The organism is Rudaea sp. 3F27F6, from assembly GCF_005503555.1.
Taxonomy (GTDB): domain Bacteria; phylum Pseudomonadota; class Gammaproteobacteria; order Xanthomonadales; family Rhodanobacteraceae; genus Rudaea.
Genome location: NZ_SCNG01000001.1, coordinates 272300 through 295747, shown reverse-complemented (window position 1 = coordinate 295747; position 23448 = coordinate 272300). Strand labels below are relative to the sequence as shown.

20 protein-coding genes are annotated in these 23448 nt (G+C 65.2%); 10 read left to right on the top strand and 10 right to left on the bottom strand.

Annotation, left to right across the window (positions count from 1 at the left end; translation table 11 throughout):
* Positions 1-21 precede the first annotated feature (21 nt).
* The 3 genes from FFS30_RS01265 to FFS30_RS01255 are packed head-to-tail and all read left to right on the top strand — an operon-like array spanning position 22 to position 2126.
* Entirely contained in the window at positions 22-708 is a 687-nt protein-coding gene (locus FFS30_RS01265; protein ID WP_137911300.1) for a Fe2+-dependent dioxygenase, read from the top strand.
* The gene (locus FFS30_RS01260) at positions 701-1465 is read left to right on the top strand and encodes a tetratricopeptide repeat protein (RefSeq protein WP_137911299.1); all 765 of its coding nucleotides are present in this window, start codon (positions 701-703) and stop codon (positions 1463-1465) included. The genes FFS30_RS01265 and FFS30_RS01260 overlap by 8 nt, the downstream gene beginning before the upstream one ends.
* Before the next feature lie 4 nt (positions 1466-1469).
* On the top strand, positions 1470-2126 hold the full coding sequence (locus FFS30_RS01255; RefSeq protein WP_137911298.1) for a PepSY-associated TM helix domain-containing protein: 657 nt from the start codon (positions 1470-1472) through the stop codon (positions 2124-2126).
* A 276-nt stretch (positions 2127-2402) separates the two neighbouring features.
* On the opposite strand, the gene FFS30_RS01250 is transcribed toward FFS30_RS01255, so the two are convergent.
* From FFS30_RS01250 to FFS30_RS01230, 5 genes are all read right to left on the bottom strand, one after another.
* Complete coding sequence (locus tag FFS30_RS01250; RefSeq protein WP_137911297.1) at positions 2403-3005, bottom strand: HutD family protein; 603 nt, start codon at positions 3003-3005, stop codon at positions 2403-2405.
* A 13-nt stretch (positions 3006-3018) separates the two neighbouring features.
* Entirely contained in the window at positions 3019-3516 is a 498-nt protein-coding gene (locus tag FFS30_RS01245; protein ID WP_137911296.1) for an SET domain-containing protein, read from the bottom strand.
* A gap of 157 nt (positions 3517-3673) precedes the next feature.
* The gene (locus FFS30_RS01240) at positions 3674-4252 is read right to left on the bottom strand and encodes a DUF3501 family protein (protein ID WP_137911295.1); all 579 of its coding nucleotides are present in this window, start codon (positions 4250-4252) and stop codon (positions 3674-3676) included.
* 138 nt (positions 4253-4390) lie between these two features.
* Positions 4391-5734: a heterodisulfide reductase-related iron-sulfur binding cluster gene (locus FFS30_RS01235; RefSeq protein WP_137911294.1), complete on the bottom strand. Its 1344-nt coding sequence runs from the start codon at positions 5732-5734 to the stop codon at positions 4391-4393.
* A gap of 163 nt (positions 5735-5897) precedes the next feature.
* On the bottom strand, positions 5898-6317 hold the full coding sequence (locus tag FFS30_RS01230) for a rubrerythrin family protein (RefSeq protein ID WP_137911293.1): 420 nt from the start codon (positions 6315-6317) through the stop codon (positions 5898-5900).
* Between the two features lie 219 nt (positions 6318-6536).
* Between FFS30_RS01230 and FFS30_RS01225 the strand changes: the two genes are divergently transcribed.
* Entirely contained in the window at positions 6537-8156 is a 1620-nt protein-coding gene (locus tag FFS30_RS01225) for a SulP family inorganic anion transporter (RefSeq protein WP_137911292.1), read from the top strand.
* A gap of 23 nt (positions 8157-8179) precedes the next feature.
* On the opposite strand, the gene oxyR is transcribed toward FFS30_RS01225, so the two are convergent.
* On the bottom strand, positions 8180-9157 hold the full coding sequence (gene oxyR, locus FFS30_RS01220; RefSeq protein ID WP_137911291.1) for a DNA-binding transcriptional regulator OxyR: 978 nt from the start codon (positions 9155-9157) through the stop codon (positions 8180-8182).
* 157 nt (positions 9158-9314) lie between these two features.
* Between oxyR and FFS30_RS01215 the strand changes: the two genes are divergently transcribed.
* Complete coding sequence (locus tag FFS30_RS01215) at positions 9315-10289, top strand: PD40 domain-containing protein (protein ID WP_137911290.1); 975 nt, start codon at positions 9315-9317, stop codon at positions 10287-10289.
* A 15-nt stretch (positions 10290-10304) separates the two neighbouring features.
* On the opposite strand, the gene FFS30_RS01210 is transcribed toward FFS30_RS01215, so the two are convergent.
* The 3 genes from FFS30_RS01210 to ahpC form a co-directional block, all read right to left on the bottom strand.
* Positions 10305-10643 carry a tRNA-binding protein gene (locus FFS30_RS01210; protein WP_137911289.1) on the bottom strand — a complete coding sequence of 113 codons (339 nt, stop codon included), beginning with the start codon at positions 10641-10643 and terminating at the stop codon, positions 10305-10307.
* Between the two features lie 33 nt (positions 10644-10676).
* Positions 10677-12257 (bottom strand): alkyl hydroperoxide reductase subunit F, encoded by a 1581-nt coding sequence (gene ahpF / locus FFS30_RS01205; protein WP_137911288.1) that lies wholly within the window; start codon positions 12255-12257, stop codon positions 10677-10679.
* Positions 12258-12747: 490 nt separating this feature from the next.
* A complete protein-coding gene (ahpC, locus tag FFS30_RS01200) occupies positions 12748-13311 on the bottom strand; it encodes an alkyl hydroperoxide reductase subunit C (protein WP_137911287.1) in 564 nt (187 codons plus the stop codon).
* 223 nt (positions 13312-13534) lie between these two features.
* Between ahpC and FFS30_RS01195 the strand changes: the two genes are divergently transcribed.
* Both FFS30_RS01195 and FFS30_RS01190 read left to right on the top strand, forming a co-directional pair.
* Positions 13535-16219 (top strand): M1 family metallopeptidase, encoded by a 2685-nt coding sequence (locus FFS30_RS01195; RefSeq protein ID WP_171014354.1) that lies wholly within the window; start codon positions 13535-13537, stop codon positions 16217-16219.
* 128 nt (positions 16220-16347) lie between these two features.
* Positions 16348-19056 carry a M1 family metallopeptidase gene (locus FFS30_RS01190; protein ID WP_171014353.1) on the top strand — a complete coding sequence of 903 codons (2709 nt, stop codon included), beginning with the start codon at positions 16348-16350 and terminating at the stop codon, positions 19054-19056.
* A 325-nt stretch (positions 19057-19381) separates the two neighbouring features.
* On the opposite strand, the gene FFS30_RS01185 is transcribed toward FFS30_RS01190, so the two are convergent.
* Positions 19382-20293, bottom strand: coding sequence for an alpha/beta hydrolase (locus FFS30_RS01185; RefSeq protein ID WP_137911284.1), 912 nt, complete (start codon positions 20291-20293; stop codon positions 19382-19384).
* Between the two features lie 41 nt (positions 20294-20334).
* Between FFS30_RS01185 and FFS30_RS01180 the strand changes: the two genes are divergently transcribed.
* The 3 genes from FFS30_RS01180 (at position 20335) to FFS30_RS01170 (ending at position 23394) form a co-directional block, all read left to right on the top strand.
* Positions 20335-20895 (top strand): Pycsar system effector family protein, encoded by a 561-nt coding sequence (locus tag FFS30_RS01180; RefSeq protein ID WP_137911283.1) that lies wholly within the window; start codon positions 20335-20337, stop codon positions 20893-20895.
* Positions 20896-20915: 20 nt separating this feature from the next.
* Positions 20916-21833, top strand: coding sequence for an ROK family protein (locus FFS30_RS01175; RefSeq protein ID WP_137911282.1), 918 nt, complete (start codon positions 20916-20918; stop codon positions 21831-21833).
* 409 nt (positions 21834-22242) lie between these two features.
* Entirely contained in the window at positions 22243-23394 is a 1152-nt protein-coding gene (locus FFS30_RS01170; RefSeq protein WP_137911281.1) for a glycerate kinase, read from the top strand.
* The last annotated feature ends 54 nt before the right edge of the window (positions 23395-23448 follow it).

Here is a 23448-nt window from a genome sequence, read left to right as displayed (position 1 = left end):
AAGAAGTACGGAGACCGGGCTTTGTTGCTGCACATCGAAAACGTTCTCGACGCGGCGCAGATCGAGCACTGCCGGCGCCGTCTCGACGGCGCCGCGTGGAGCGACGGCCGCATCACGGCCGGGCATCAGTCCGCGCGCGCGAAGAACAACGGCCAGCTACCCGAGTCCGATCCGCTCGCGCAGGAACTGGCTGCGCTCGTGCTCGACGCGGTCGGCCGGCATCCGACCTTTTTCGCCGGGGCCTTACCGCGGCGCATCTATCCGCCGCTGTTCAATCGCTACGCGGACGGGCAGGCGTTCGGCTTCCATGTCGACAACGCCGTCCGCTACGACCGGAGCAGCGTGCCGGCGGAACCGGTGCGCACCGATCTTTCGGTGACGTTGTTCCTCTCCGATCCCGATGACTACGACGGCGGCGAACTCGTCATCGAAGACACCTACGGCGAGCACCGGGTAAAGCTGCCGGCCGGCGATCTGGTGATCTATCCCGGATCGAGCCTGCATCGCGTCGAACCGGTCACGCGCGGCGCGCGCGTCGCTTCGTTCTTCTGGGTGCAGAGCTTCGTGCGTTCGGCGGCGCAGCGCCGCACCTTGTTCGAACTCGACGTCGCGATCCAGCAATTGACGCGGAAGCTGCCGGCCGCCGAGGAACTCGTGCGGCTGACCGGCGTGTATCACAACCTGCTGCGGGAATGGTCCGATGTTTGACACACAAGCCAACGAAGACGCCGCGCCGATCGAGCGCGGCGAGGTCGCCGACGCGGTGGCGAAGATTCGCGCCGCGGCGCACTGGGGCGACATCGCGGCGCAGGCGATCTATGCGCGCATGTGCTGCGAGGGCCGCGGCGTCGCGCGCGACGACGCCGAGGGCTGCCACTGGTATGCGCTCGCCGCGAACAGCGGCCACGTCGAAGCAATGAACATGCTCGGGCGCTGCCATGAGCTCGGACGCGGCACGCCGCAGAACGCGGAGTTGGCCGCGGTGTGGTACCGCAAGGCGGCGCTCGGCGGTCTCGACTGGGGCATGTACAACTACGCCAACATGCTCGCGACGGGACGCGGGGTGAAGCCCGACCGCGCCGGCGCGGTCGCCTGGTATCGGCGCGCGGCCGAGGCGGGGCACGCGAAATCGATGAACCTGCTCGGACGCTATTACGAGGAAGGCTGGGAAGTCGAACGCGACCCGACCGCGGCGCTGGACTGGTACCGCCGCGCCGCGCACGGCGGCGATTTCCGCGGCCAGGCCAGCTACGCAGGCGTGCTCGCCCAGCAGGGCAGGATCGACGAAGCGGTGCAATGGCTGGAACGCGCGCTCGAAGCGGGCACGCCGAGTTTCCTCGAAAAACTCGGCGACGAACTCGAATGCGCGCAGGACGCGCCGCTGCGCGCGATCGGCACGCGCATGCGCGCACACGCCGCGGCGATGATCTCGGCGACATTGAACGAATCAACCGGAACGAGGTGAAGCAATGAATTCCGCGGCAGCAACGGCCGGCATCAACGCGCGCCAGCGCAGTGCGCGCACGCACCGCATCGTGCGTCAGCTGCACCTGTGGATCGGCGCCTGGGGCGCGATCGCGGCCATCCTCTACGGCATCAGCGGTTTCGTCATGAATCACCGCGCCGTGCTGAAGATTCCGCAGGGCGGCTCGACCGACCTGTCGAAGATCGAGCTGCCGGTGCCCGGCGGCGTGCGCACGACGCCCGAGGCGATGCGCACCTGGCTGCGCGACACGCAGAAACTCGACATCGACAACCTGCGCGTGATGCCGAGTGCGCCGATCGAATTCAACGGCCAGACGGTCAAGCCGCCCGCGCGCTGGATGTTCTCGGGCGGCAACGCGCGCGTGACCACGCAGGCCGAATACAGCGAAGGCAATGCGTCGATGATCGTGCGCCAGACCGAGCAGAGTCCGCTCGCGACCCTCTTGCGCCTGCACAAGAGCGTCGGCGGCGGCATCGCCTGGACCTTGCTCGGCGACACCTTCGCTTTCTCGATGATCGCTCTCGGCATCAGCGGCCTGCTGCTCTGGGGGCGTGGACGCAGCGTCAAGCAGATGGTGTTCAGCGTGGTCGGCGTGGCGACCGTCGTGCTGCTGCTGATCGGCGGCGCGGCGGTGATCTGAGGCAGTTATACCGTGTGCGGTGAGCCAATCTGCCGTTACCTTCGGCACTTCGGCCCACGCTCATCGCCGTGGAACAGTAGCCTCACGGCTGCGTGGGGCAGCGCTGCTTATTCGGGGGTTCTATGTTCCGGAAAATCTTTATCGGCATGGTCGGATTTTTGACCATTTGCGCCATAGCCGGTTCGGGCTATCAATTCGGCAAATATCTCGCGCAGAGAGAACACGCGCAGCCGGCCCCGGCGGCGAAGTAAGGCCGCGGCAACGCCGCGTGTGTGTTTAGACCGAGATGCCTTGCGCGGCGCTGAGCTTGGCGACGACGAGTTCGCCGCCGCCGTCGATCACCACACTGCCGCTTTCGCCGTCGGTTGCGATCAGCAGGGATTCGCCTGCGGCGATGACGGGTAGATCGTCGCGGCGTTCGACACGCGCCGATCCCGCGGCGAGATGGACGAACCAGAGATCGGCCGTGCTCGCGGCGAACAGCATCGAGCCGACCAGCGGCCGATGGCGCACTTCGCACTGCCACAGATCGCGCCGCGCGATCAGATTGAAGTCGCGCACCGGGCCGTCGATCAGACTGCCGTGCGTGGGCTCATCGCCGGAAAACTGCACGAAGTCGAGGCGCTGATCGAGCGGCGCGGCGGGCGCGCCGTCGAAGTCGAGAAACATGCCGGCGCCGTCGAGCAGGGCGATCCAGCGGTCGCACTGCGGGAACAGCGAAAACGCGCCGTCGCTTTCGATCTCGGCGATGCTGACGCGCCACTCGAAGCCTTCGCCGCCGCCGCGCAGCGGATGGACGTACAGTTCCGTCGTCCAGCCGCCGCCGTTTTTCCAGCGCATGCGCCGATAGTCGGTTCCAAGGAGATGGGTGATTTTCATCGCCGTTCCGATATCAGCCGCAATCGGCCGAACTTTGCGCGAAGCGCGGCATGACGACGATCTCGTGCAGTTGCGCGCTCGACAGGGCGAGGCTTTCCGCCCAGCTGTGGCCGATGATCTCGCCGCCGGTCGTTGCGTCGACGAAGTCTTCTTTCTGTCCCGGCGCGAGCAGGTGGCGATAGTCGACCGTGATCTCCTCGCCCGGAACGAGATCGCGCAGGGCGAACACGAAGCCGAGGTGCCAGAGCCCGTTCGGCGCGAACGAGTGATTGATGTAGCACTCGTCGGGCCATTCCGGCGTCACCGTGTAGCGGTCCTCGAACCAGCGTACCGTCGCGGCGAGCAACTCCTGAGCGTTCGGCAGGGCTTCGACTTCGTCCCATTTGTATACTTTGCGGATATCGTCGGGCGCGGTGACCAGACGGCCGCGCGCGACGGGTTCGTCGAGGAACAGACCCTTGCCGGCACCGGGAATCAGCGACGGGGCGACGTGGTATTTCGGAAGAATCATGAATCCGCCGTGTTGGTGAATCGTGGGAACGCGACTGTCGCATGCCGCGTGCGAAGGAAGTCCAAAACGATCGCACGTCGCGTGCGCAGGATTTCGCAACGACCGCGCCCGCAGGCCGCGAAGTGTAGCGGCGGCCGATGATTCCGGCGAGAGCGGATCAGGCGAAATCGCGCGCGAGCGCCTCGCGCGTGGCGGTCGCGAGCGCGCTGCGCACGCGATAAGCCGGGTGGTCGATCGCAATGGCGACCTCGGCATGGCTGAATGCGGCAAGCTGGGCCGCGTCGAGTTCGAAGCGCAGAAAGTGCACGGCGGCGGTCTTGGTGTCGGTGCTGCGCTCCAGATCCTCGTCGGCGATCGCCGCGATCGGCGCAAGATCGCCGACCTGCAATGTGACGCGGTTCTCGATATCGTGAAGCTCGAGCAGCTTGCGCGCGCGCAGGTCCGCGTCGGGATATTCGATCAGCATCGTCGCCTTGAGATTGGCGCCGTCGGGAATCAGCGGGTTGTAGGCCTCGAGTTCCTCGGCGATGCCGGCCGCTTCGAAGATGCGCTCGACGCGCAGCATCTCCTGAATCTGGTACTGCACGGTCAGGCGATCCTCAAAGACCAGGGTCACGTGGTCGCCGACATGGACGATGCGCGCCTTCTTGTGTTCGAGCACGCGCGCGCGGAACGCCGGGCGTTCGCGCGCGTAGGCTTCGAGGCTATAGAGATCGGTGTGAGTGAGCTTTTGCATGATTTGTCGGTGCAGGGAAATTGGGCACGGATCAACACGGAAATACACGGATTGAAGGCATCAACGGAATTTTTCGATTCGCTCTTTTCCGTGTCCTTTCGTGTTGATCGTGTCAAATAAATTCAAGATTTTTCCAATTCAAATTCCATAAGCCAAACGCAGCAGGCCGATCGGGCTTTCGGCCGCGGGCTTGTCGCCGAGTCCATGTGCGATATGGCTGCCTGCCATCGGGCAGTCGCTGGCGAAATGCGCCGGCGCGATCTGCGCGACACGCGTTTCGACCGGCTTCGCGATCTTGCGCGCAAACGCGTAGGTCTTTGCTTTCACACCATAAGTGCCGTCGTGGCCCGAACAGCGCTCGATCGATTGAATCTCGGTGTCGGGCACGAGGCTCAGCACTTCGCGCGTCTTCGGCCCGATGTTCTGCACGCGCTGATGGCACGGTGCGTGGTAGGCGACCTTGCCGAGTCCCTGCTTGAACGCCGTGTCGAGCAGGCCGGCCTGATGGCGCTGCCAGAGATACTCGAACGGATCGAAAATGTGCCGCTTCACGAGCAGCACGTCTTCGTCGTCGGGAAACATCAGCGGCAGTTCCTGCTTGAACATCAGAACGCATGACGGAATCGTCGCGCTGATGTCCCAGCCATCGCGGATCGCCGCGGCGAGCACCGGGATGTTTGCCTTTTTGTACTTTTCCACCGCGGCGAGATCGCCGAGTTCGAGCTTGGGCATGCCGCAGCAGACTTCGCGCTCGATCAGCTTGACCGCAACGCCGTTGTGGCGCAGCACGGCGGCGAGATCCTCGACCGGTTGCGGCGCCGAGTAATTGCAGTAGCAGGTGGCGAAGATCGCGACCTTGCCGCGCGTGCGGCCCCCAGGCTGCGCGGCGCCGGCGCCGTCGAGATGACGCAGGCGCTTGCGCGCCGTGTTTGCGGTGTATTCGGGTACGCGCGCATTGCGATCGACGCCGAGCGATTTTTCCAGCAGCTTGCGCGCGGCCGGCGCGCGATTGAGCGCGTTGACCGCTTGCACGACGATCGGGATCGTCGACAGCTTGCCGACCGTGTCGGTCGAAGACAGGATCTTCGCCGCGAGTTCGGTTTCGCCGCGCCGATGCGCCGCGGCCTTGGCACGCAGCATCAGATGCGGGAAGTCGACGTTCCACGCGTGCGGCGGCACGTACGGGCATTTGGTCTGGTAGCAGAGGTCGCAGAGATAGCACTGCTCGACGACCTTGGCGTAGTCGGACTTGGCGACGCCGTCGACTTCCATCGTCGTCGACGCGTCGACCAGATCGAACAGAGTGGGAAAGGCTTGGCACAGGCTCACGCAGCGGCGGCAGCCGTGGCAAATATCGAAGACGCGTTCGAGTTCCTTGTCGATCGCGGCCTGCTCGTAGAACTCGGGATTCTTCCAGTCGAGCGCATGGCGCGTGGGCGCTTCGAGACTGCCTTCGCGCGCAGAAGTGGGGGCACTGCTCATCGGAACTCCGGGTAAGCGCATGCTTGCCTTCTCCCAGCGGGAGAAGGTGACGCGGCAGCAGCGGATGAGGGAGGCGCTGCCACGTCCGACCGACGCACGAGTCGAGAGGTATTTCCCTCATCCGTCCTGCGGGCACCTTCTCCCGGTGGGGAGAAGGAGAAATTCAGCCCAACTCGCCGAGCGCCTTGGTGAACCGGTTCGCATGCGAGCGCTCGGCCTTGGCCAGCGTCTCGAACCAGTCGGCGATTTCGCCGAAGCCTTCGTCGCGCGCGGTCTTGGCCATGCCCGGATACATGTCGGTGTATTCGTGCGTCTCGCCGGCGATCGCCGACTTGAGATTGTCCTTGGTGCCGCCGAACGGCAGGCCGGTCGCGGGATCGCCGACCGTTTCGAGATATTCCAGATGCCCGTGCGCGTGCCCGGTTTCGCCTTCGGCAGTGGAGCGGAACACCGCGGCCACGTCGTTGTAGCCTTCGACGTCGGCCTTGGCGGCGAAGTAGAGATAGCGGCGGTTGGCTTGGGATTCGCCGGCGAATGCGGCTTTCAGGCTGTCTTCGGTCTTCGACCCTTTCAGATTGCTCATGACACACCTCTTGCTATGGTTTGGCTGGAGGATGCAGATAGCCACGGCTCACGCCGTGGATGCCCGGAGCCTAGCGCACAATCATGGCCCGATGAAATTGATTGTGACGATGGATTCGATAGATCGCCACTATCGGAACCGGCGCAGAAACTTCTCACGCTTTTCGGCGTAAGCTGCGCAGCGGCGCGGTTGCGCGCGGACGAAGGAAGGGGCGGCGCGATGACGATCACGGAAAACTTCCGCTCGGCCGACTTGATCGCCGGCCTGTCGATCGCCGGTCTGCTGCTGCCCGAAGCGGTGGCGTATTCGGGCGTCGCCAACTTGCCGCCGCAGGCCGGCGTGATCGCCTTGATCGTGGGACTCGTCTGCTACGGCCTGATCGGGCGCAGCCGCTACGCGATCGTCAGCGCGACTTCGTCTTCGGCCGCGGTGCTTGCGGCTTCGTCGCTCGCGCTGGTCGGCGCCGACGCCGCGGCGCGCGTTGCGCTGGCGTCGCTGCTCGTCGTCGGCACGGGCGTGGCGTTTCTGCTCGCCGGCTCGCTGCGTCTCGGCGCGATGTCGAACCTGATCGCGCGGCCCGTGCTGCGCGGCTACGCCTTCGGTCTCGCCCTGGTGATCGCGGTCAAGCAATGGCCGCATCTGGTCGATCTGAAGGCGCAGGCGTCGAGCTTCTTCCCGCTGCTGCTCGAAATGCTGCGGCGAATCGGCGAATGGAAAACACCGAGTCTCGCCTGCGGACTGATCGCGCTGCTCGCCCTGTTCGCACTGGAGCGCGCGAAGAAGCTGCCCGGCGCGCTGTTCGTGATCGTCGCGAGCATTGCCGCTTCGGCGTGGCTTGCGTCGCTCGGCGTGGTGTTGACCGGGCCGATCCACCTCGCGCTCGAATGGCCGAGCTTCGCGATGCCGGCCGATGCGCAGTGGCTGTCGCTGGTCGAGTTCTCGCTCGCGCTGATGTTCATCCTCTACGCCGAGTCGTACAGCTCGATCCGCACCTACGCGCTCAAACACGACGAGGACGTGCAGCCGAACCGCGATCTCGTCGCGCTCGGCATCGCCAACGCGGTGTCCGGCCTGTTCCACGGCGCGCCGGTCGGTGCGGGCTATTCGGCGACGTCGGCCAACGAGGCTGCGGGCGCGCAGTCGCGGCTTGCCGGACTGACCGCGGCGGCGGTCGTGTTGATCCTCGTGCTGTTGTTCCTGCAGTTCATCGAGCGCATCCCCGAGCCGGTGCTCGCGGCGATCGTCATCCACGCGGTCAGCCATTCGCTGCGCATCGGCGTATTCCACAATTATTTTCTCTGGCAGCGCGACCGCCTCGTCGCGGTCGCCGCCGTGCTCGCGGTGATGGTGTTCGGCGTGCTCGACGGCCTGCTCGCCGCGATCGCCTTCAGCGTGATCATGCTGCTGCGCACGCTCGCCAGCCCGCGCCTTGCCGAACTGGGCCGCGTCGGCGAGCACGACTACGTCAGCCTCGAGCGTTTTCCCAAGGCGGCGATCGTGCCCGGCATGCTCGTGTTGCGCCCGGAAGAGCCACTGTTCTTCGCCAACGCCGGCCCGCTGTTCGCGCAGGCGCGCCTGATCGTCGCGCGCCGCGCCGACATCAAGCTCGTCGTGCTGAGCCTCGAAGAATCGCCCGATCTCGACAGCACGGCGATCGAATCGCTGCAGGAATTTTGCGCGTGGCTGGATACGCGGAACGTCGTGCTGCGCATCGCGCGCCTCAAAGACCTCGCGCGCGACGCGCTGGTTCGCGCCAATCTCGCGCAGTTGCCGAAGGCGAGCGCGCTCGACTATTCCAGCGTCGACGACGCGGTGAAAGGCGAGTGCGTGAGGAACTGAGCGGCGGGGGCGCGCGTTCGCAACTAATGATTCGCGGCAGAGCGCGTGCGTGCACGGCTCGTCGGTGCGGCCGCGGCCTGGGTCGCCGTCGGCAACATGTGCGGATCGAGCAGCGCGCGCGGCAGCTCGCGGAACACCTCGGCGAATTTTTTCAGAAACGGTGCAAGCGCCGAACTCTTGCGCCAGAACATGGCGATACGCCGGCTCGGCGCGTCGCCGCGGAATTGGACGAGATGGATATTTTCCGAGCGTGCGACCGGCGGCTTCACCGCGAGCGTCGGCAGCAGGGTGACGCCGACATTGGCGGCGACCATCTGGCGCAGCGTCTCCAGGCTGGTCGCGCGGAAGCCGGCTTTCTCGCTGGCGCCGGACAGTTCGCAGACTTCGAGCGCCTGATCGCGCAGGCAGTGGCCGTCTTCGAGCAGAAGCAGGCTCTGGTCGGAGAGATCGTCGAGACGCAGCGATTTGCGCTTGGCCAGTTCGTGATTTTCGGGCACGGCGAGCAGGAACGGTTCCTCGAACAGGAACTCGGCATGCAACTGGTCGTCGTGAACCGGCAGGGCGAGGATCACCGCGTCGAGACGGCCTTCGCGCAGTTGCTTGAGCAGGGTTTCGGTCTTCTCTTCGACGAGCAGCATTTCCAGGCGCGGGAAGCGCGTACGCGCCTGCGGCACGACGTGCGGCAGCAGGTAAGGGCCGAGGGTGGGAAAGATGCCGAGGCGCAGCGTGCCCGACTCGGGATCGATCGTGCGTCGCGCGATCGCCTTGATCTGTTCGATCTCGGTCAGTACGCCGCGTGCGCGCGAGACGATTTCCTTGCCCGCTTCGGTCAACAGCACCTTGCGCGGCGTGCGCTCGACGAGGGCGACGCCGAGTTCGTCTTCGAGTTTCTTGATCTGCGTCGACAGTGTCGGCTGGCTGACGAAGCTGGCCTGCGCAGCGCGGCCGAAATGCTTGTGTTCGGCGAGCGAGACGAGATAGCTGAGATCGCGCAGGTTCATGCGGAAGGCTCTTGAGAATATTGAGGAGCTATATCGAAATCAGGAATTCGATTGGCATCTTACGCCGTTCGCGCGGCGCCGGCGTGACTTTCGGCAGGCGCGGCGCCGGCGGCAGCGGAATTAGCGTGGCCGCCCCAAGAAGCAGGCGGAAGACGGCATGGCGGTGCTGATCGGGTTGGTCATCCCCTTGATGCTGGCGGCCGCGGCCGACGAACGCGGCGTAGCCGCATCGGCGCCGGAAATTTTCGCGCCGGGCGTGATCTCTGCGTCCGCGCATGAAGCGGCGCCTGCTTTCACCGCCGACGGCAACACCGTCTATTTCCAGCGCAGCAGCGCCGAGCAATCGACCGTGCTCGTTTCGCATCGCGCGAACGGCCGCTGGTCCGAGCCCGAGATCGCGCCGTTTTCCGGCGAATGGAACGACATGGAGCCGACGATGGCGCCCGACGGCCTGTCGCTTGTGTTCGTTTCCGACCGGCCGGTCGCGGCGGGTGGCAAGCAGATCAAGTCGCACTTTCAGGGCGCGGAACATACCGGCGGCAATCTCTGGCGCGTGCGGCGTACCGCTTCGGGCTGGCGGCAGCCCGAACATCTACCCGCGATCGTCAACTTCAATACGACGATCTTCGCGCCGAGTCTGGCCGCCGACGGCAGCCTCTACTTTATGACCTGGGACGAGAAGGCCAACCATTTCCGCCTCTATCGCGCCGCGTTCCGCGACGGCGCGTTTTCCGCGCCGCAACCGCTGCCTTTTAGCGACGGCAGCACGAGCGACGTCGATCCCGCGGTCGCGCCCGACGAATCCTTCCTCGTGTTCGGTTCCGGGCGCAAGCCGAAGCGCAGCATGGACCTGTTCATCGTGTTCAAGCGCGACGGCGCGTGGGGCGAGCCGATCTGGATGGGCGACGTGGTCAACAGTCCGGGTTCCGATGCGGAACCGCGATTGAGTCCGGATCTGAAGACGCTGTACTTCAGCAGCGAACGCGTCATGCCGATCGCCTACCCGCGCAGCGCAGCGCAGGCGCGCGCCGATCTGGCGCGTCTGCAGGCCTGGGACAACGGCAACTACAACATCTGGTCGGTGCCGCTGAAACCGTGGCTCGACGCGTATTCCGCAGCGCCGGCGCGTTGAGGCGCGCGGCGATTTCTACAGAAGTTTGCTGCCGAGCGGCACGGGCCGATCGGGCACGCAGAGCGCGACGTGGCCGTTCTCGTCGTGGAATCCGGTCACCAGGCATTCCGACTGCAGCGGACCGATCTGCTTCTTCGGAAAATTGACCACGCCGACGACGAGCTTGCCGATCAGTTGCTGCGGATCGTAGAGCTGGGTGATCTGCGCGCTCGATTTTCTTACGCCGATCTCGGCGCCGAAGTCGACGTGCAGGATGTACGCCGGTTTGCGCGCCTGCGGAAACGGCTGCGCGTCGACGATCTTGCCGACGCGCAGTTCGACTTTGACGAAGTCGGCCCAATCGATCTGTTCCACACTCGCTCCCGCTCGATTCAACTGACGGCAATTCTACGCCGCCAGCTTCTCCGCGGATTCGGCAATCGGCGAGCGGATCAGATGATCGAACGCCGCGAGCGCCGCCTTCGCGCCTTCGCCCGCGGCGATGACGATCTGCTTGAACGGTGTGGTCGTCGCGTCGCCCGCGGCGAACACGCCGGGCATCGAAGTGCGGCCGTGCGCGTCGACTTCGATCTCGCCGCGCGCCGACAGCGTAAGCGTGCCCTTGAGCCAGTCCGTATTCGGCAACAGGCCGATCTGCACGAAGACGCCGGAGAGTTCCAGTTCGTGCGAGCTGCCGTTCGTGCGGTCGCTGTACTTGAGGCCGTTGACCTTGGCGCCGTCGCCGAGCACTTCGGTAGTCTGCGCGTTCACGATCACGTCGACGTTGGCGAGACTGCGCAGCTTGCGCTGCAGCACTTCGTCGGCGCGCAGCTTGGTGTCGAATTCGAGCAGGGTGACGTGGGCGACGACGCCGGCAAGATCGATCGCCGCTTCGACGCCCGAGTTGCCGCCGCCGATCACGGCGACGCGCTTGCCCTTGAACAGCGGGCCGTCGCAGTGCGGGCAATAGGTCACGCCCTTGGTGCGGTATTCGGCTTCGCCCGGCACGTTCATATTGCGCCAGCGCGCGCCGGTCGCGAGCACGACGGTCTTTGATTTCAGCGTCGCGCCATTGGCGAGTTTGACCTCGACGAGGCTGCCGTCAGCGGCGAGTCCCGCAGCGCGCTGCCGGTTCATGATGTCGACCTGGTAATCCTTGACGTGCTCCTCGAGCGCGACGGCGAACTGCGGGCCTTCGGTGTGCACGACGGAGATGTAGTTGGCGATTTCCATCGTATCGAGCACCTGGCCGCCGAAGCGCTCGGCGACGACGCCGGTGCGGATGCCCTTGCGCGCGGCATAGATTGCCGCCGCTGCGCCGGCAGGGCCGCCGCCGACGACGAGCACGTCGTACGGTGCGCGTGCGTCGAGCTTGGCCGCGTCGCGTTCGTCTGCGCCGGAGTCGAGCTTGGCGAGGATTTCCTCGACGCCCATGCGCCCTTGGCCGAACTCCTGACCATTGAGGAAGATCGCCGGCACGGAGAGGATTTGCTTCTCGGTCACTTCCTGCTCGAACGTGCCGCCCTCGATCATCTCCACGCCGATGCGCGGATTGATCGTCGCCATCAGGTTCAGCGCCTGGACCACGTCGGGGCAGTTCTGGCAGGTCAGCGAGACGAAGGTCTCGAACTTGTACTCGCCGTCGAGCGCGCGGATCTGCTCGATCGTCTCGTCCGACAGTTTCAACGGATGGCCGCCGACCTGGAGCAGGGCGAGCACGAGCGAAGTGAATTCATGGCCCATCGGCATGCCGGAGAAACGCAGGTGAATGTCCTGGCCCGGCGTGGTCAGCGCGAACGAAGGCGTGCGCAGCCCCGCGCCGTTCTCTTCGATCAACGAGAACTGCGGCGAGAGCGAGGCGATGTCGGTCAGCAGCCCGCGCAGTTCCTGAGATTTCTCGCCCGCATCGAACGCGGCGCGGATTTCCACCGGGCGCGACAGCTTGGCGAAATGACTCTGGAGTTGGGATTTGATGTCGTTGTCCAACATGGCGATGACTCCTTGCGGGTGGCGCGTTTTGTAGATGGTGTGACGGTGGGTGTTGGCTTTCGTTATTTCGGCGGGGCCGGGCTGCCGGGGTGTCGGGCGCGATTCATCGCGCCCGGCTTTTTTGCTCGTCATTCCCGCGTGCTCTTAGCGGGAATCCAGCGACTTTGCTTTGGCTCTTTAGCGCTAAAGGAGCAGAGCTTCCACTCGCCCTTCGGCCGAGCGGGTTACTTTCTTTGCTTGCCCAAAGAAAGTAACCAAAGAAATGCACCCCGGGAGCCGCGCCCTTCGCGCTACGGGTACGCGATGACATGCCGGGGTTCGCTCGATGGACATCCGTGTCCATTCGCGAACTCGCGCGCATCCTGCGCGCGACCCTTGCGGGCGATTCCGCCATGTCCTCGCCGCGGCAGACGGGGCCCGAGATCAAGAGCTAAAGGCAAAGCCAAAGCCAAAGCTCATCAAGAGCCCCGTTGCCGGGGAGGTGTTGCTTTTAGATCTTGCCGACGAGGTCGAGCGACGGCTTGAGGGTCTTGGCGCCTTCCTGCCACTTCGCCGGGCAGACTTCACCCGGGTGCGAAGCGACGTACTGGGCGGCTTTGACCTTGCGCAACAGTTCGCTGGCGTCGCGACCGATGCCGTTGTCGTGGATTTCGTACAGCTTGATCTGGCCTTCCGGATTGATGACGAAGGTGCCGCGCAGGGCGAGGCCTTCTTCTTCGATCAGCACTTCGAAGTTGCGCGATAGCGTCGCGGTCGGGTCGCCGACGAGCGGGTACTGCACCTTCTTGATCGCGTCCGAGGTGTCGTGCCACGCCTTGTGGGCGAAATGGGTGTCGGTCGACACGCCGTAGATCTCGACGCCGAGCTTCTGGAATTCGGCGTAGTTGTTGGCCAGGTCTTCCAGTTCCGTCGGGCAGACGAAGGTGAAGTCGGCCGGATAGAACACGACGACCGACCACTTGCCCTTGAGCGTCGCGTCGCTGACGTCGACGAACTTGCCGTTGTGGTAGGCAGTCGCCTTGAAGGGTTTGACCTGGGTGTTGATCAAGGACATTGCTTGCTTCCTTTTGGGTTGGTGGTGAAGGGATGCGACGTACTTTAGTGCGGCGCATCATATTTGTACAATCGATTGATGAAAAGATAGTGATAGCTTTCATCAATTAAAGAGTCGGCCCGGTTTCAGCGCCGTATTGGCTCCTGGAAAAACCGCGGTTGCAGGCGCTTGTCGTTGCGCCGCGCCCATGGTCAGCTTCGGTCACCCCTCAAGGAGCGAAGTCATGCGTGCGATATCCGCGTTGTTCGCCGCCGCAGCGGCGGCACTGTCTCTGTCCGTCCATGCCGCCGAGGCGGTGCCGACCGGCAAGCTGCCGGACGGCGTGGCGCCGGTTTCCTACGCGCTCGAACTGAAGATCGATCCGAACGCCGAGCGTTTCAGCGGCAACGCGCGCATCAAGGTCGAGCTGACCAAGGCCGCGGATCACCTCTGGCTGCACGGCAATAACCTGGCCGTGAGCAAGGTCGAAGTGATCGACGCGCAGGGCAAGTCGCACGCGGCCAAGTACCTGCAGCGCGACGCGGACGGCGTCGCCGAGATCGCTTTCGGCGCGAGCCTGCCGGCGCAGACGCTCGAACTTCGGCTGAGCTATTCGGCCGCGTTCAACAAGACCGCGGACGGCCTGTTCAAAGCGAAGATCGGCAAAGACGTCTACGCGGTCACGCAATTGGAGGCGCTCAGCGGGCGCAAGGTATTCCCCGGATTCGACGAGCCGCGTTTCAAGACGCCGTTCGAAGTCAGCCTGATCGTGCCGAAAGCGCAAACCGCGTTCGCCAACACCTTGCCGGCGCGCGAGTCGGATTCGGCCGACGGCAAGTGGAAGACCATCACCTATGCGGCGACGCAGCCGCTGCCGACCTATTTGATCGCGTTCGCGGTTGGGCCCTGGGACGTCGCCGAGGCGCCGGCGCTCGGTGCCAACGATGTGCGCAAGACACCCGTGGCGCTGCGCGCGATCGGTCCGCGCGGCTCGGCGCCGCAGTTGAAATGGGCGCTCGAGCAAGTGCCCGCGCTGGTCGAATACTACGAAAAGTATACGAATCAGGCGTATCCGTTCGGCAAGCTCGATCTGCTCGGCAGCGCGAATTTCGCCGGCGCGATGGAAAACGCCGGACTGCTGATCTTCGACGAAGCGCTGCTGCGTTTCGACGAGCATTCGCCGGCGAACGAATACCGCGGCGCCTACGACACGATCGCGCACGAGATCGCGCATCAATGGTTCGGCGACCTCGTCACCGTACCGTGGTGGGACGACCTCTGGCTCAACGAATCCTTCGCCACCTGGTGGGCGAGCAAGGTGACGGTCGCTTTGAAGCCCGGCTATCTGGCCGACCTGAGCCGGGCCGAGGACACACGCAAGGCGATGCGCAAGGACAGCCTGCTCTCGGCGCGCCGGGTGCGCCAGCCGATCGCCAACCCGGGCGACGTCGGCACGGCTTTCGACGACATCACCTACCTCAAGGGCGCGGCCGTGCTGCTGATGTTCGAGCAATGGCTCGGCGAAGACGCATTCCGCGACGCGCTGCGCCAATACCTCGCCGCGCACGCGTTCGGCAACGGCAATTCGGAGGACTTGATCGAGACCATCGCGCGCGTGACCGGCAAGGGCGAGCCGATGAAAGCCGCGATGCGCAGCTTTCTCGACCAGCCCGGTATTCCGCTCGTGCGCGCGGAACTGAAATGCGATGCGGGCAAAGGCGCGCTTGTCCTGAGCCAGTCGCGCTATCTGCCCTACGGCGCCGCCGCGAAGGAGACGCAACAGTGGAGCGTGCCGGTCTGCGCGCGCCTCGGCCGCGGCGCGCAGTCGGCGCAGCAATGCTTTCTGCTCGACCAGCCGCAGCGTGAGTTCGCCCTCGACGGCGGCTGTGCGGACTGGGTGCTGCCGAATGCGAATGCAGCCGGCTACTACCGTTTCAGCCTCAGCGAATCCGCGCTCGCCACATTGCGCGAACATATCGGATCGCTGTCGGCGCCCGAGCAACTGGTCTATGCCGATGCCGTGTCGAGCGCGTTCCGCCGCGGCGAGCTGCCGCCGACGGCCGTGCTCGATGCGATGCCCGCGCTCGCCACGTCGGACAAGCCTCAGGTCGCGACCGCGCTGGTCAGTGACTTCAACTGGATCGACGAACATCTCGCCGATACGCAGACGCGCAGCGCGCTGCAGGCGTGGGCATCTCGCCTCTATGCACCGAGCGTCGCTGCGCTCGGCTACCAGCGCAAAGCGGGCGAGGCGGACGCGACCACCGACCTGCGCTCGCGCGTGATCGATTTTCTTGCCCTCGACGTGGAGGACAAGGCCGTGCGCGAGGAATTGAACAAGCAGGGCAGGGCCGTGCTCGGACTCGATGGTGGCGGCAAAGTCGACCTCAGTCGTGTCGATGCGGATCTGCGCGGTATCGCGCTGACGGTCGCCGTGCAGGACTCCGGAGCCGCCGCGTTCGCGGCCGTGCTCAAGGAACTGGCCGGCAACCACGATCCGCAGCAGCGCGCCGACTTGTTGCACGCCCTCGGCAGCACGCGCGACGCCGCGCTCGGCGAAAAAGCACGCAACTACGGATTGACCCCCGCGGTGAGCGACATCGAAATGGGCTCGATTTATTCGGCGCAAAATTCCGAGCCGGAAATCCGCCCGGCGCTGTGGGCCTGGTACAAGGCACACTATGACGCGTTCAATGGTCGCTTCTACGACGAGGCCAAGTCAGCCGTGATCAGCCTGCCAGCCGTCGGTCGCTGCAGTAAATCGGAAGCCGACGAGCTGTCGCACTTCTTTGCGACGCGTGTCAAAAACCTCATGGGCGGCGAGCGTGCGCTGACGCAGGCGCTCGAAGGCATCGGCCAATGCGCCGCGCTGCGCGAACACGCCGGGACGAATGCGCTCGCGGAATGGGCGAAGACGCACGGCCATTGACGGCAATGCGCCGTCCCTCCCGGCTGCGGAAGGGACGGCGCGAACGCAAAGCCCCGGTATTTGCCGGGCGGTCCGCGCGGGGCCGCGCTCGTTCTGGTTTAACATTGGCGTTTTCGCGGGGGTCTGCCATGTCCGTTTTGCGCAATATCTGCAGCGCCGTTTTCGCGTGCCTGTCGATCGTTCATCTGGCCGCGGCGGCCGAGGCGGTGCCGACCGGCAAACTGCCCGACGACGCCAAGCCGCTGGCCTACGTGCTCGACCTCAAGATCGATCCCCGCGCCGAGCGCTTCGACGGCAAGGTGCGGATCAAGATCAAGCTGGCCAAGCCGGCCGAACATGTCTGGCTGTACGCGCGCGAGCTGGACGTCGCCAAAGTCAGCCTGATCGACGCCGCAGGCAAATCGCGCGAAGTGAAACTCGGCGTGCGCGATCCGTCGGGCGTCGTCGAAGTCGCGTTCGGCACCAAGCTGCCGGCGCAGGACATCGAGCTGACCTTCGATTATTCGGCGCCGTTCAACGCGAAGCTGCAGGGCATCTACAAGGTCAAGGTCGGCGACGACGCCTACGTAACTTCGCAGATGGAGGCGATCAGCGCGCGCTATGCGTTTCCGTCGTTCGACGAGCCGCGCTTCAAGACGCCGTTCGACATCACCCTGACCGTGCCGGCCGACGAAGTCGCGATCGCGAATACGCTGCAGACCGACGCGAAGGAGTCGGCGGACAAAAAGTGGAAGACACTCAGCTTTGCCCGCACCAAACCGTTGCCGACCTATCTCGTCGCGCTCGCGGTCGGGCCGTGGGACGTAGTCGATGGCCCGGCGCTCGCGCCGAACTCGGTGCGCAACGCCGCGGTTCCGCTGCGCGGCGTCGGCCCGCGCGGCACCGGCCCGCAGCTCAAGTGGATTCTCGAACAGACGCCGCAGACGGTGAAGTACTACGAGGACTACACCCACCAGGCGTACCCGTTCGACAAGCTCGACCTGCTCGGCGCGCCGGATTTCTCCGCGGGCGCGATGGAGAACGCGGGCCTTATCGTCTATCGCGATGCGTTGCTGCGCATCGATGCGAAGTCGCCCGCGGCGAGCTATCGTTCCAGCTTCAACGTCAACGCACACGAGATCGCACACCAGTGGTTCGGCGACCTCGTCACCGTGCCGTGGTGGGACGATATCTGGCTCAACGAAGCGTTCGCGACCTGGGCGCAGGGCAAGGCGACCGTGGCGCTGAAGCCCGAATATCTCGGCGACCTGTCGCGTCTTGAGAGCACCCTGCATGCGATGCAGAGCGACAGCCAGCTCTCGGCGCGTAAGATCCGCCAGCCGATCACGGACCAGGGCGACATCGAGAACGCCTTCGACGGCATCACCTATCAGAAGGGCGCGGCGGTGCTGCGCATGTTCGAGGAGTGGGTCGGCGAAGACACCTACCGTGATGCGATGCGCGACTATCTGGCCAAGCACCAGTTCGGCAGCGGCAATTCCGACGATCTGATTGCGACGATCGCGCGCGTCAGCGGCAAGGGCGAAACTCTGGCAAAGGCGATGCGCAGCTTTCTCGACCAGCCGGGCCTGCCGCTCGTGCGCGTCGAAGCCAAGTGCAACAAGGTCGGCGACAGCGGCAAAGGTTCGATCGAACTGAGCCAGTCGCGCTACCTGCCTTACGGCGTCCTGAGCCACGACAACCTGCAGTGGCAGGTGCCGGTCTGCGCGCGTCTCGGTCAGAACGGCAAGTCGAGCCGGCAGTGTTTCCTGCTCGATCAGCCGAAAAAGGAATTCGCGCTCGAAGGCGGCTGCGCGCAATGGGTGATGCCGAATGCCGAGGCGGCCGGCTACTACCGCTTCGCCCTCGACAAAGCCGAGTTCGCCGCGCTGCAGAAGCAGGTCGCCGGGCTCGCTCCGGCCGAACAGCTCGTTTACGCCGACGCGCTGTCGAGCGCGTTCGAGCAGGGCACGATCGGACCCGACGTCGTCCTCGACGCGATGCCTGCCTTGGCCAACTCGGACTCCCCGCAGATCGCGACGGCGCTGTTCGGCTCGTTCGAGTGGATTCGCGAGCATCTCGCTACCGACACCACGCGTCCCGCGCTCGACGCCTATGCGGCGAAACTGTACGCGCCGCGCCTCGCCGCGCTCGGTCTGCACAAGCGCGCGGACGACAGCGACGCGACCACGCGCCTGCGCGTCGGCCTCGTGAATTTCCTCGCGACCGTCGTGCGCGACAAGAACCTGCGCGCGCAGCTCAATGCCGAAGCGCGCACGGCGCTCGGTCTCGACGGCGGCGCCAAAGCCGATCTCGGCAAGCTCGATCCGGATATCCGCGGCGTTGCGTTGACGGTCGCTGTGCAGGATTCGGGCGAACCCGCGTACCGGGCCGTGCAGGAAGAACTCAAGACCAACCGCCAGACCAAGCAGCGCTACGAACTGCTCGCCGCGCTCGGCGCGACCCATGACGCCAAACTCGGCGAGGACGCGCGCAACTACGGCCTGACGCCTGCGGTTGCGGTCGGTGAAATTCCTTACCTCTACAGCGGCCACGTCGGCGAGGAAGAGAACCGCGCCGGCTTCTGGGCCTGGCTCAAGCCGCACTTCGACACCCTGGTCAAGCGCCTGCCGGATTCGTACCAGCCGATGGCGATCAGCTTCGCTGGCGACGGCCGCTGCGGCAAGGCCGAAGGCGACGAGATTCGCGAATGGTTCGCGCCGCGCATCAAGGACGTGATCGGCGGTGAGCGCCACCTCGCGCAAACCCTGGAAAAAGTCGACACCTGCGCCGCGCTGCGCGAGCACGTCGGCGACAAGGCGCTGAAGAACTGGGCCGAGGCGCATCCCGCGCGCTGAAGCTCAAACGGAGGAAGGTCCGGCAGGGTTCGATTTATCGAACCTTGCTGATTGATTGTTGCGAAGGGCGAAAGCGCAGCGCGGCATCGGCGGATTTTTCGCGCGGGCGCTGAAAACCTTGCTTACGGAAGCTCCGATTTATTCGTCATCCCAGAAAGGATGCTCGTCATCCCAGCGGCTCTCAACAGCCGGAGGCTGGTCAAGCTGGGATCCAACTCTTGCCGCGCCCGCACAAAAACTGGATTCCAGGTTGACTAGTCCTTCGACTGTCGCGAGCCACAGGAACGACGAAGTTGGATAAACCTAAGAGTCGCGCAGAAACTCCCTACGGCTGTTTCTGCACCGGCGGCTTCGCAACGAAATCGAGAATGTCGCGCATCGCCGGCGGCTTGCCCCTGCGTCCGCGCGCGAGCGCCAACAGCAAGTCGCTGTGATCGATATCGGGATAGAGCTTGAGCACGGCAGTGCCGTTCATCGCTTGCGCGCGCTCGGCCATGACCTCGGCATTGTTCGGCGGCACTTCGTCGTCGTCGAGGCCTTGCAGGAGCAGCATCGGCGGCTCGTCGCCATCGACGAAATTGATCGGCTGCGAATCGTAGCGGCCTTCGGCGTCGTCGCCGAAAATCTCCGCCTCATCGTCCTGGTACGGTAAAAAAGCATAGGCGCCGGCGAGGCCGACCATGCCGGCGAGGTCGCGCGGCTTGAGTTCGACCTCGGCGAGATAGCGTTTATCGCAGGCGAGCAGGGCGGCGATATGGCCGCCGGCCGAATGGCCCATGACGAAGATGCGCCGTGGATCGCCGCCGAATTCCGTCGCGTGTACAAAAGTCCACTTTGTTGCATTTGCCGCATCGGTCATAAAGGCCGGAAAGCGCACGTCGGGAAACTTGCGGTAGTCCGGCAGCACGGCGACGAGCCCCTGGCTCGCGAGCGCCTCGCCGACGTAGCGGTACCAGCGTCGGCGGCCTTCCTCCCAACTGCCGCCGTAGAAGAACACGACGACCGGCGCCTGCGCCGCGTCGTGCGGGGCATAGACGTCGAGCTTGAGCCCATGCTCGGCGTCGAAGACGATGCCGTGCTTGACCGCGAGATTGTGTGCGCTGTCGGCGCTGCCGACCGTGGCGTACCAGATCTGCGCGCAGGACGCGATCGTCAGCGACGCGAGCGCCGTCGCCAGCGCACGCAGATGGCGCAGGCGGCGGGCGAAATTGCCAAGGCGCGGCTTCGTTCCTATCATCGGCTGATTGTTGCAGGAATCGGGGATTGTCGGAAACGCTCATGAGTGACACGCCATCGCAACGCGGCAGAGAGCTCTTCGCCGACATACCCGAACGCAATACCGGCGATGCGCTGCTTCGCACGACGCAGCAGCACCACGTCTCGCTCAGTGTCATGGCCGACACCAAGGCGAGCATCGTCATCACGGTTTCCTCGATCGTACTGACCCTGAGCCTCGGCAAGCTGCACGATCCCGACCTGCGCTATTCGGTGCTGATCCTCGACTTGTTCACCTTGCTTGCCCTGTTGCTCGCGGTGCTCGCCGTGTTGCCGAAGTACCGGCCGTTCAAGCTGACCACGACCGAGCTGCCGCCCGGATTCAACCTCCTGTTCATGGGCCACTTCGCCGGGTTGTCGCGCGAACGCTTTCTCGCCGAGATCGCGCGGTCGCTCAAGACCGACGGTTCGGTCTACTGCGCGATGGCGAACGACATCTACAGCCTCGGCACCTATCTCGCCGAGCACAAATACCGCTACCTGCGTTTCGCTTACCTGAGTTTTCTCGCCGGCTTCGTGCTCGCCCTGCTCGCGCAGGGGTGGCGGCTGGTTTTCGCGAACTGAGCCGCCGACGGAACCCGATCGTGTCGAAATTCCAGAATACTCTTTACGGCGCGGTCGAGGCCGGCGGCACTAAATTCGTCTGCGCGGTCGGTGCCGGCGGAGACGAGCTGCTCACCGAGACTGCGTTTCCGACCACGACGCCGGAGGAAACGCTCGCGCGCGTTGCCGATTTCTTCGCCGACGCGCGCGCCCGCCACGGCGCCGTCGCCGCGGTTGGGATCGGCTCGTTCGGCCCGGTGCACGTGCGGCCCGGATCGCCGCAGTACGGCCGCATCGCGCGCACGCCGAAGCTGCGCTGGGAGGGCGCCGATATGCTTGGCGAGATCGCGCGCGGTGCCGGCGCGCCCGCGGCGATCGACACCGACGTGAATATCGCTCTGCTCGGCGAAGTGCGCCACGGTGCCGGCGTCGGTTTCGACGACGTGGTCTACGTGACCGTTGGTACGGGCATCGGCGCAGGCCTGCTCGCCAACGGTAGGACTGTCTACGGCTTCGCCCATCCCGAAGTCGGCCACATGCACGTGCCCAAGCTCGCCGAGGACGCAGCGTTTGCGGGCATCTGCGCCTTCCATGGCGATCGCTGCCTCGAAGGCCTGGCGTCCGGCCCGGCGCTGCGCGCGCGCTGGGGCATCGGCGCGGAAAACCTGCCGCCCGAGCACCCGGGCTGGGCACTGCAGGCGCACTATCTCGCCGCGCTCTGCGTGAACCTGCTCGTCACCACGGTGCCGCGGCGGATCATCCTTGGCGGCGGCGTGATGATGCAGGCGCATCTGTTCCCGCGCGTGCGCGACAGCCTGCGCGAGCTGCTCAACGGTTATATCGATTTCACTGCGAACGGCATCGATCTCGACGAACTCGTGGTGCCCGCGCAGCTCGGCGGACGCGCCGGGGTGATCGGTGCGCTAGAACTTGCGCACGACTTCGCCCGATCGCGCTGATCGCTGGTGTCTTATTGATCCGGCACGATTTGATCCGGCACGATGAGTTTTGACCGGTTGCACGAAGCACCGCCGCACAACGCCAAAGTCGAAAAGCTCCAACCGTTCGCACTGAGCGTAGCCGCGCAGCGGCGAAGTCGAAGTGCCGCTGCGAAGGCTTGGACCGCGCGCCTTCTGCGCTACGCTCAGCCGGACGGATTGATACATAAGGCTTTGCCTGCGCGCCTTCAGCACGATGCTCAGCTTGAGCGGATTCATGCCTATTCGTGCCGCATCAATAGTTTTAGATTAAGCCCCGTTCGCTCTGAGGTATCGAAGGGCGAACGCTCCACAGGATTGCCGTTCGTGGTTCGATACCTCACCACGAACGGAATAGTGAGCATCGAGCGGCGGTTGGTCCGCTGACTGAATGATGATCCGCATCGACGACAAGAAATCCCCCGAGCGCGTGCTCGTGATGCCCGACAAATTCAAGGGCACGCTGACCTCGGGGCAGGCCGCGCGCGCGATCGTGCGCGGGCTTGCGCGCGCGTGGCCGCGGGCGCAGTTCACGCAGCAGACGCTTGCCGACGGCGGCGAAGGATTCGCTCTCGCCCTGAGCGACGCCGTCGGTGGAAAACGCCGGCATTGCGTCAGCGTCGACGCGGCGGGCCGCCGCTGCCGCGCGGCCTGGGTTCTACTTGGCGGCGGCCGCACCGCGCTGTTCGATTTCGCCGCGGCGGGCGGGCTGGCGCAACTGCCGCCTTCGCTGCGCGATCCGGCGACGACCTCGACTTTCGGCAGCGGCCTTATGCTGCGCAAAGCGATCGAGGCGGGCGCGCGCAAAATCCTGATCGGCCTCGGCGGCAGTGCGACCAACGACGGCGGCATCGGCATCGCCGCGGCGCTCGGTTGGCAATTCCTCGACCGCCGCGGCGACGAAATTCCCGCCAACGGTGCGGGCCTGCTGCGGCTCTCGCGCATCGTCGCGCCGAAACCGCGTGCGCGCGTGCGCATCGTCGCCGCCTGCGACGTCGACAATCCGCTCTACGGACGCAACGGCGCCGCATATCGGTTTGCCGCGCAGAAGGGCGCCGACGCCGACTCGGTGCGTGAACTCGACCGCGGCCTGCGCCGACTCGCGCGCGTCGTCGAGAACGATCTCGGCAAAGACTTCGCACACGCGCCCGGTGCCGGTGCGGCCGGCGGCTGCGGCTATGGTTTGACCGTGTTCTTCGATGCGAAGCTCGAATCCGGTTTCGATATCCTGCGCCGCGAGGCCGGCCTCGATGCGCTCGTGCGCGCGCACGATCTGGTCGTGACCGGCGAAGGCGCCTTCGATCTCACCTCGCTCGCCGGCAAAGCGCCGTATCGGTTGGCGCGGCTTGCACACAAATTGCGTGTGCCGGCGTGGGGTATCTTCGGCCGCATCGATGTGCCGGCCTCGCGCTTGCCGTTCGAGCGTGCGGCGGCATTGGTCGAGCAGGGCGGCTTCGTATCGGCCACGGTCAGTCGCGCCGAGCACGCGCACCGGCTGGAACGCGCGGCCTTCGCGCTGGCAAGCGCAAAATCGGACGGCTGACGCATTTCTCACCGACTCCAAGTTTGCATTTCCAGGCGAAGACGCGGAAAGGCA

What these genes read in the sequence shown, in the direction of transcription:
- FFS30_RS01260 (WP_137911299.1), top strand. Translation starts at nt 701, where the DNA reads ATGTTTGACACACAAGCCAACGAAGACGCCGCGCCGATCGAGCGCGGC.
- FFS30_RS01255 (WP_137911298.1), top strand. Translation starts at nt 1,470, where the DNA reads ATGAATTCCGCGGCAGCAACGGCCGGCATCAACGCGCGCCAGCGCAGT.
- FFS30_RS01250 (WP_137911297.1), bottom strand. Translation starts at nt 3,005, where the DNA reads ATGAAAATCACCCATCTCCTTGGAACCGACTATCGGCGCATGCGCTGG.
- FFS30_RS01245 (WP_137911296.1), bottom strand. Translation starts at nt 3,516, where the DNA reads ATGATTCTTCCGAAATACCACGTCGCCCCGTCGCTGATTCCCGGTGCC.
- FFS30_RS01240 (WP_137911295.1), bottom strand. Translation starts at nt 4,252, where the DNA reads ATGCAAAAGCTCACTCACACCGATCTCTATAGCCTCGAAGCCTACGCG.
- FFS30_RS01235 (WP_137911294.1), bottom strand. Translation starts at nt 5,734, where the DNA reads ATGAGCAGTGCCCCCACTTCTGCGCGCGAAGGCAGTCTCGAAGCGCCC.
- FFS30_RS01230 (WP_137911293.1), bottom strand. Translation starts at nt 6,317, where the DNA reads ATGAGCAATCTGAAAGGGTCGAAGACCGAAGACAGCCTGAAAGCCGCA.
- FFS30_RS01225 (WP_137911292.1), top strand. Translation starts at nt 6,537, where the DNA reads ATGACGATCACGGAAAACTTCCGCTCGGCCGACTTGATCGCCGGCCTG.
- oxyR (WP_137911291.1), bottom strand. Translation starts at nt 9,157, where the DNA reads ATGAACCTGCGCGATCTCAGCTATCTCGTCTCGCTCGCCGAACACAAG.
- FFS30_RS01215 (WP_137911290.1), top strand. Translation starts at nt 9,315, where the DNA reads ATGGCGGTGCTGATCGGGTTGGTCATCCCCTTGATGCTGGCGGCCGCG.
- ahpF (WP_137911288.1), bottom strand. Translation starts at nt 12,257, where the DNA reads ATGTTGGACAACGACATCAAATCCCAACTCCAGAGTCATTTCGCCAAG.
- ahpC (WP_137911287.1), bottom strand. Translation starts at nt 13,311, where the DNA reads ATGTCCTTGATCAACACCCAGGTCAAACCCTTCAAGGCGACTGCCTAC.
- FFS30_RS01195 (WP_171014354.1), top strand. Translation starts at nt 13,535, where the DNA reads ATGCGTGCGATATCCGCGTTGTTCGCCGCCGCAGCGGCGGCACTGTCT.
- FFS30_RS01190 (WP_171014353.1), top strand. Translation starts at nt 16,348, where the DNA reads ATGTCCGTTTTGCGCAATATCTGCAGCGCCGTTTTCGCGTGCCTGTCG.
- FFS30_RS01185 (WP_137911284.1), bottom strand. Translation starts at nt 20,293, where the DNA reads ATGATAGGAACGAAGCCGCGCCTTGGCAATTTCGCCCGCCGCCTGCGC.
- FFS30_RS01180 (WP_137911283.1), top strand. Translation starts at nt 20,335, where the DNA reads ATGAGTGACACGCCATCGCAACGCGGCAGAGAGCTCTTCGCCGACATA.
- FFS30_RS01170 (WP_137911281.1), top strand. Translation starts at nt 22,243, where the DNA reads ATGATGATCCGCATCGACGACAAGAAATCCCCCGAGCGCGTGCTCGTG.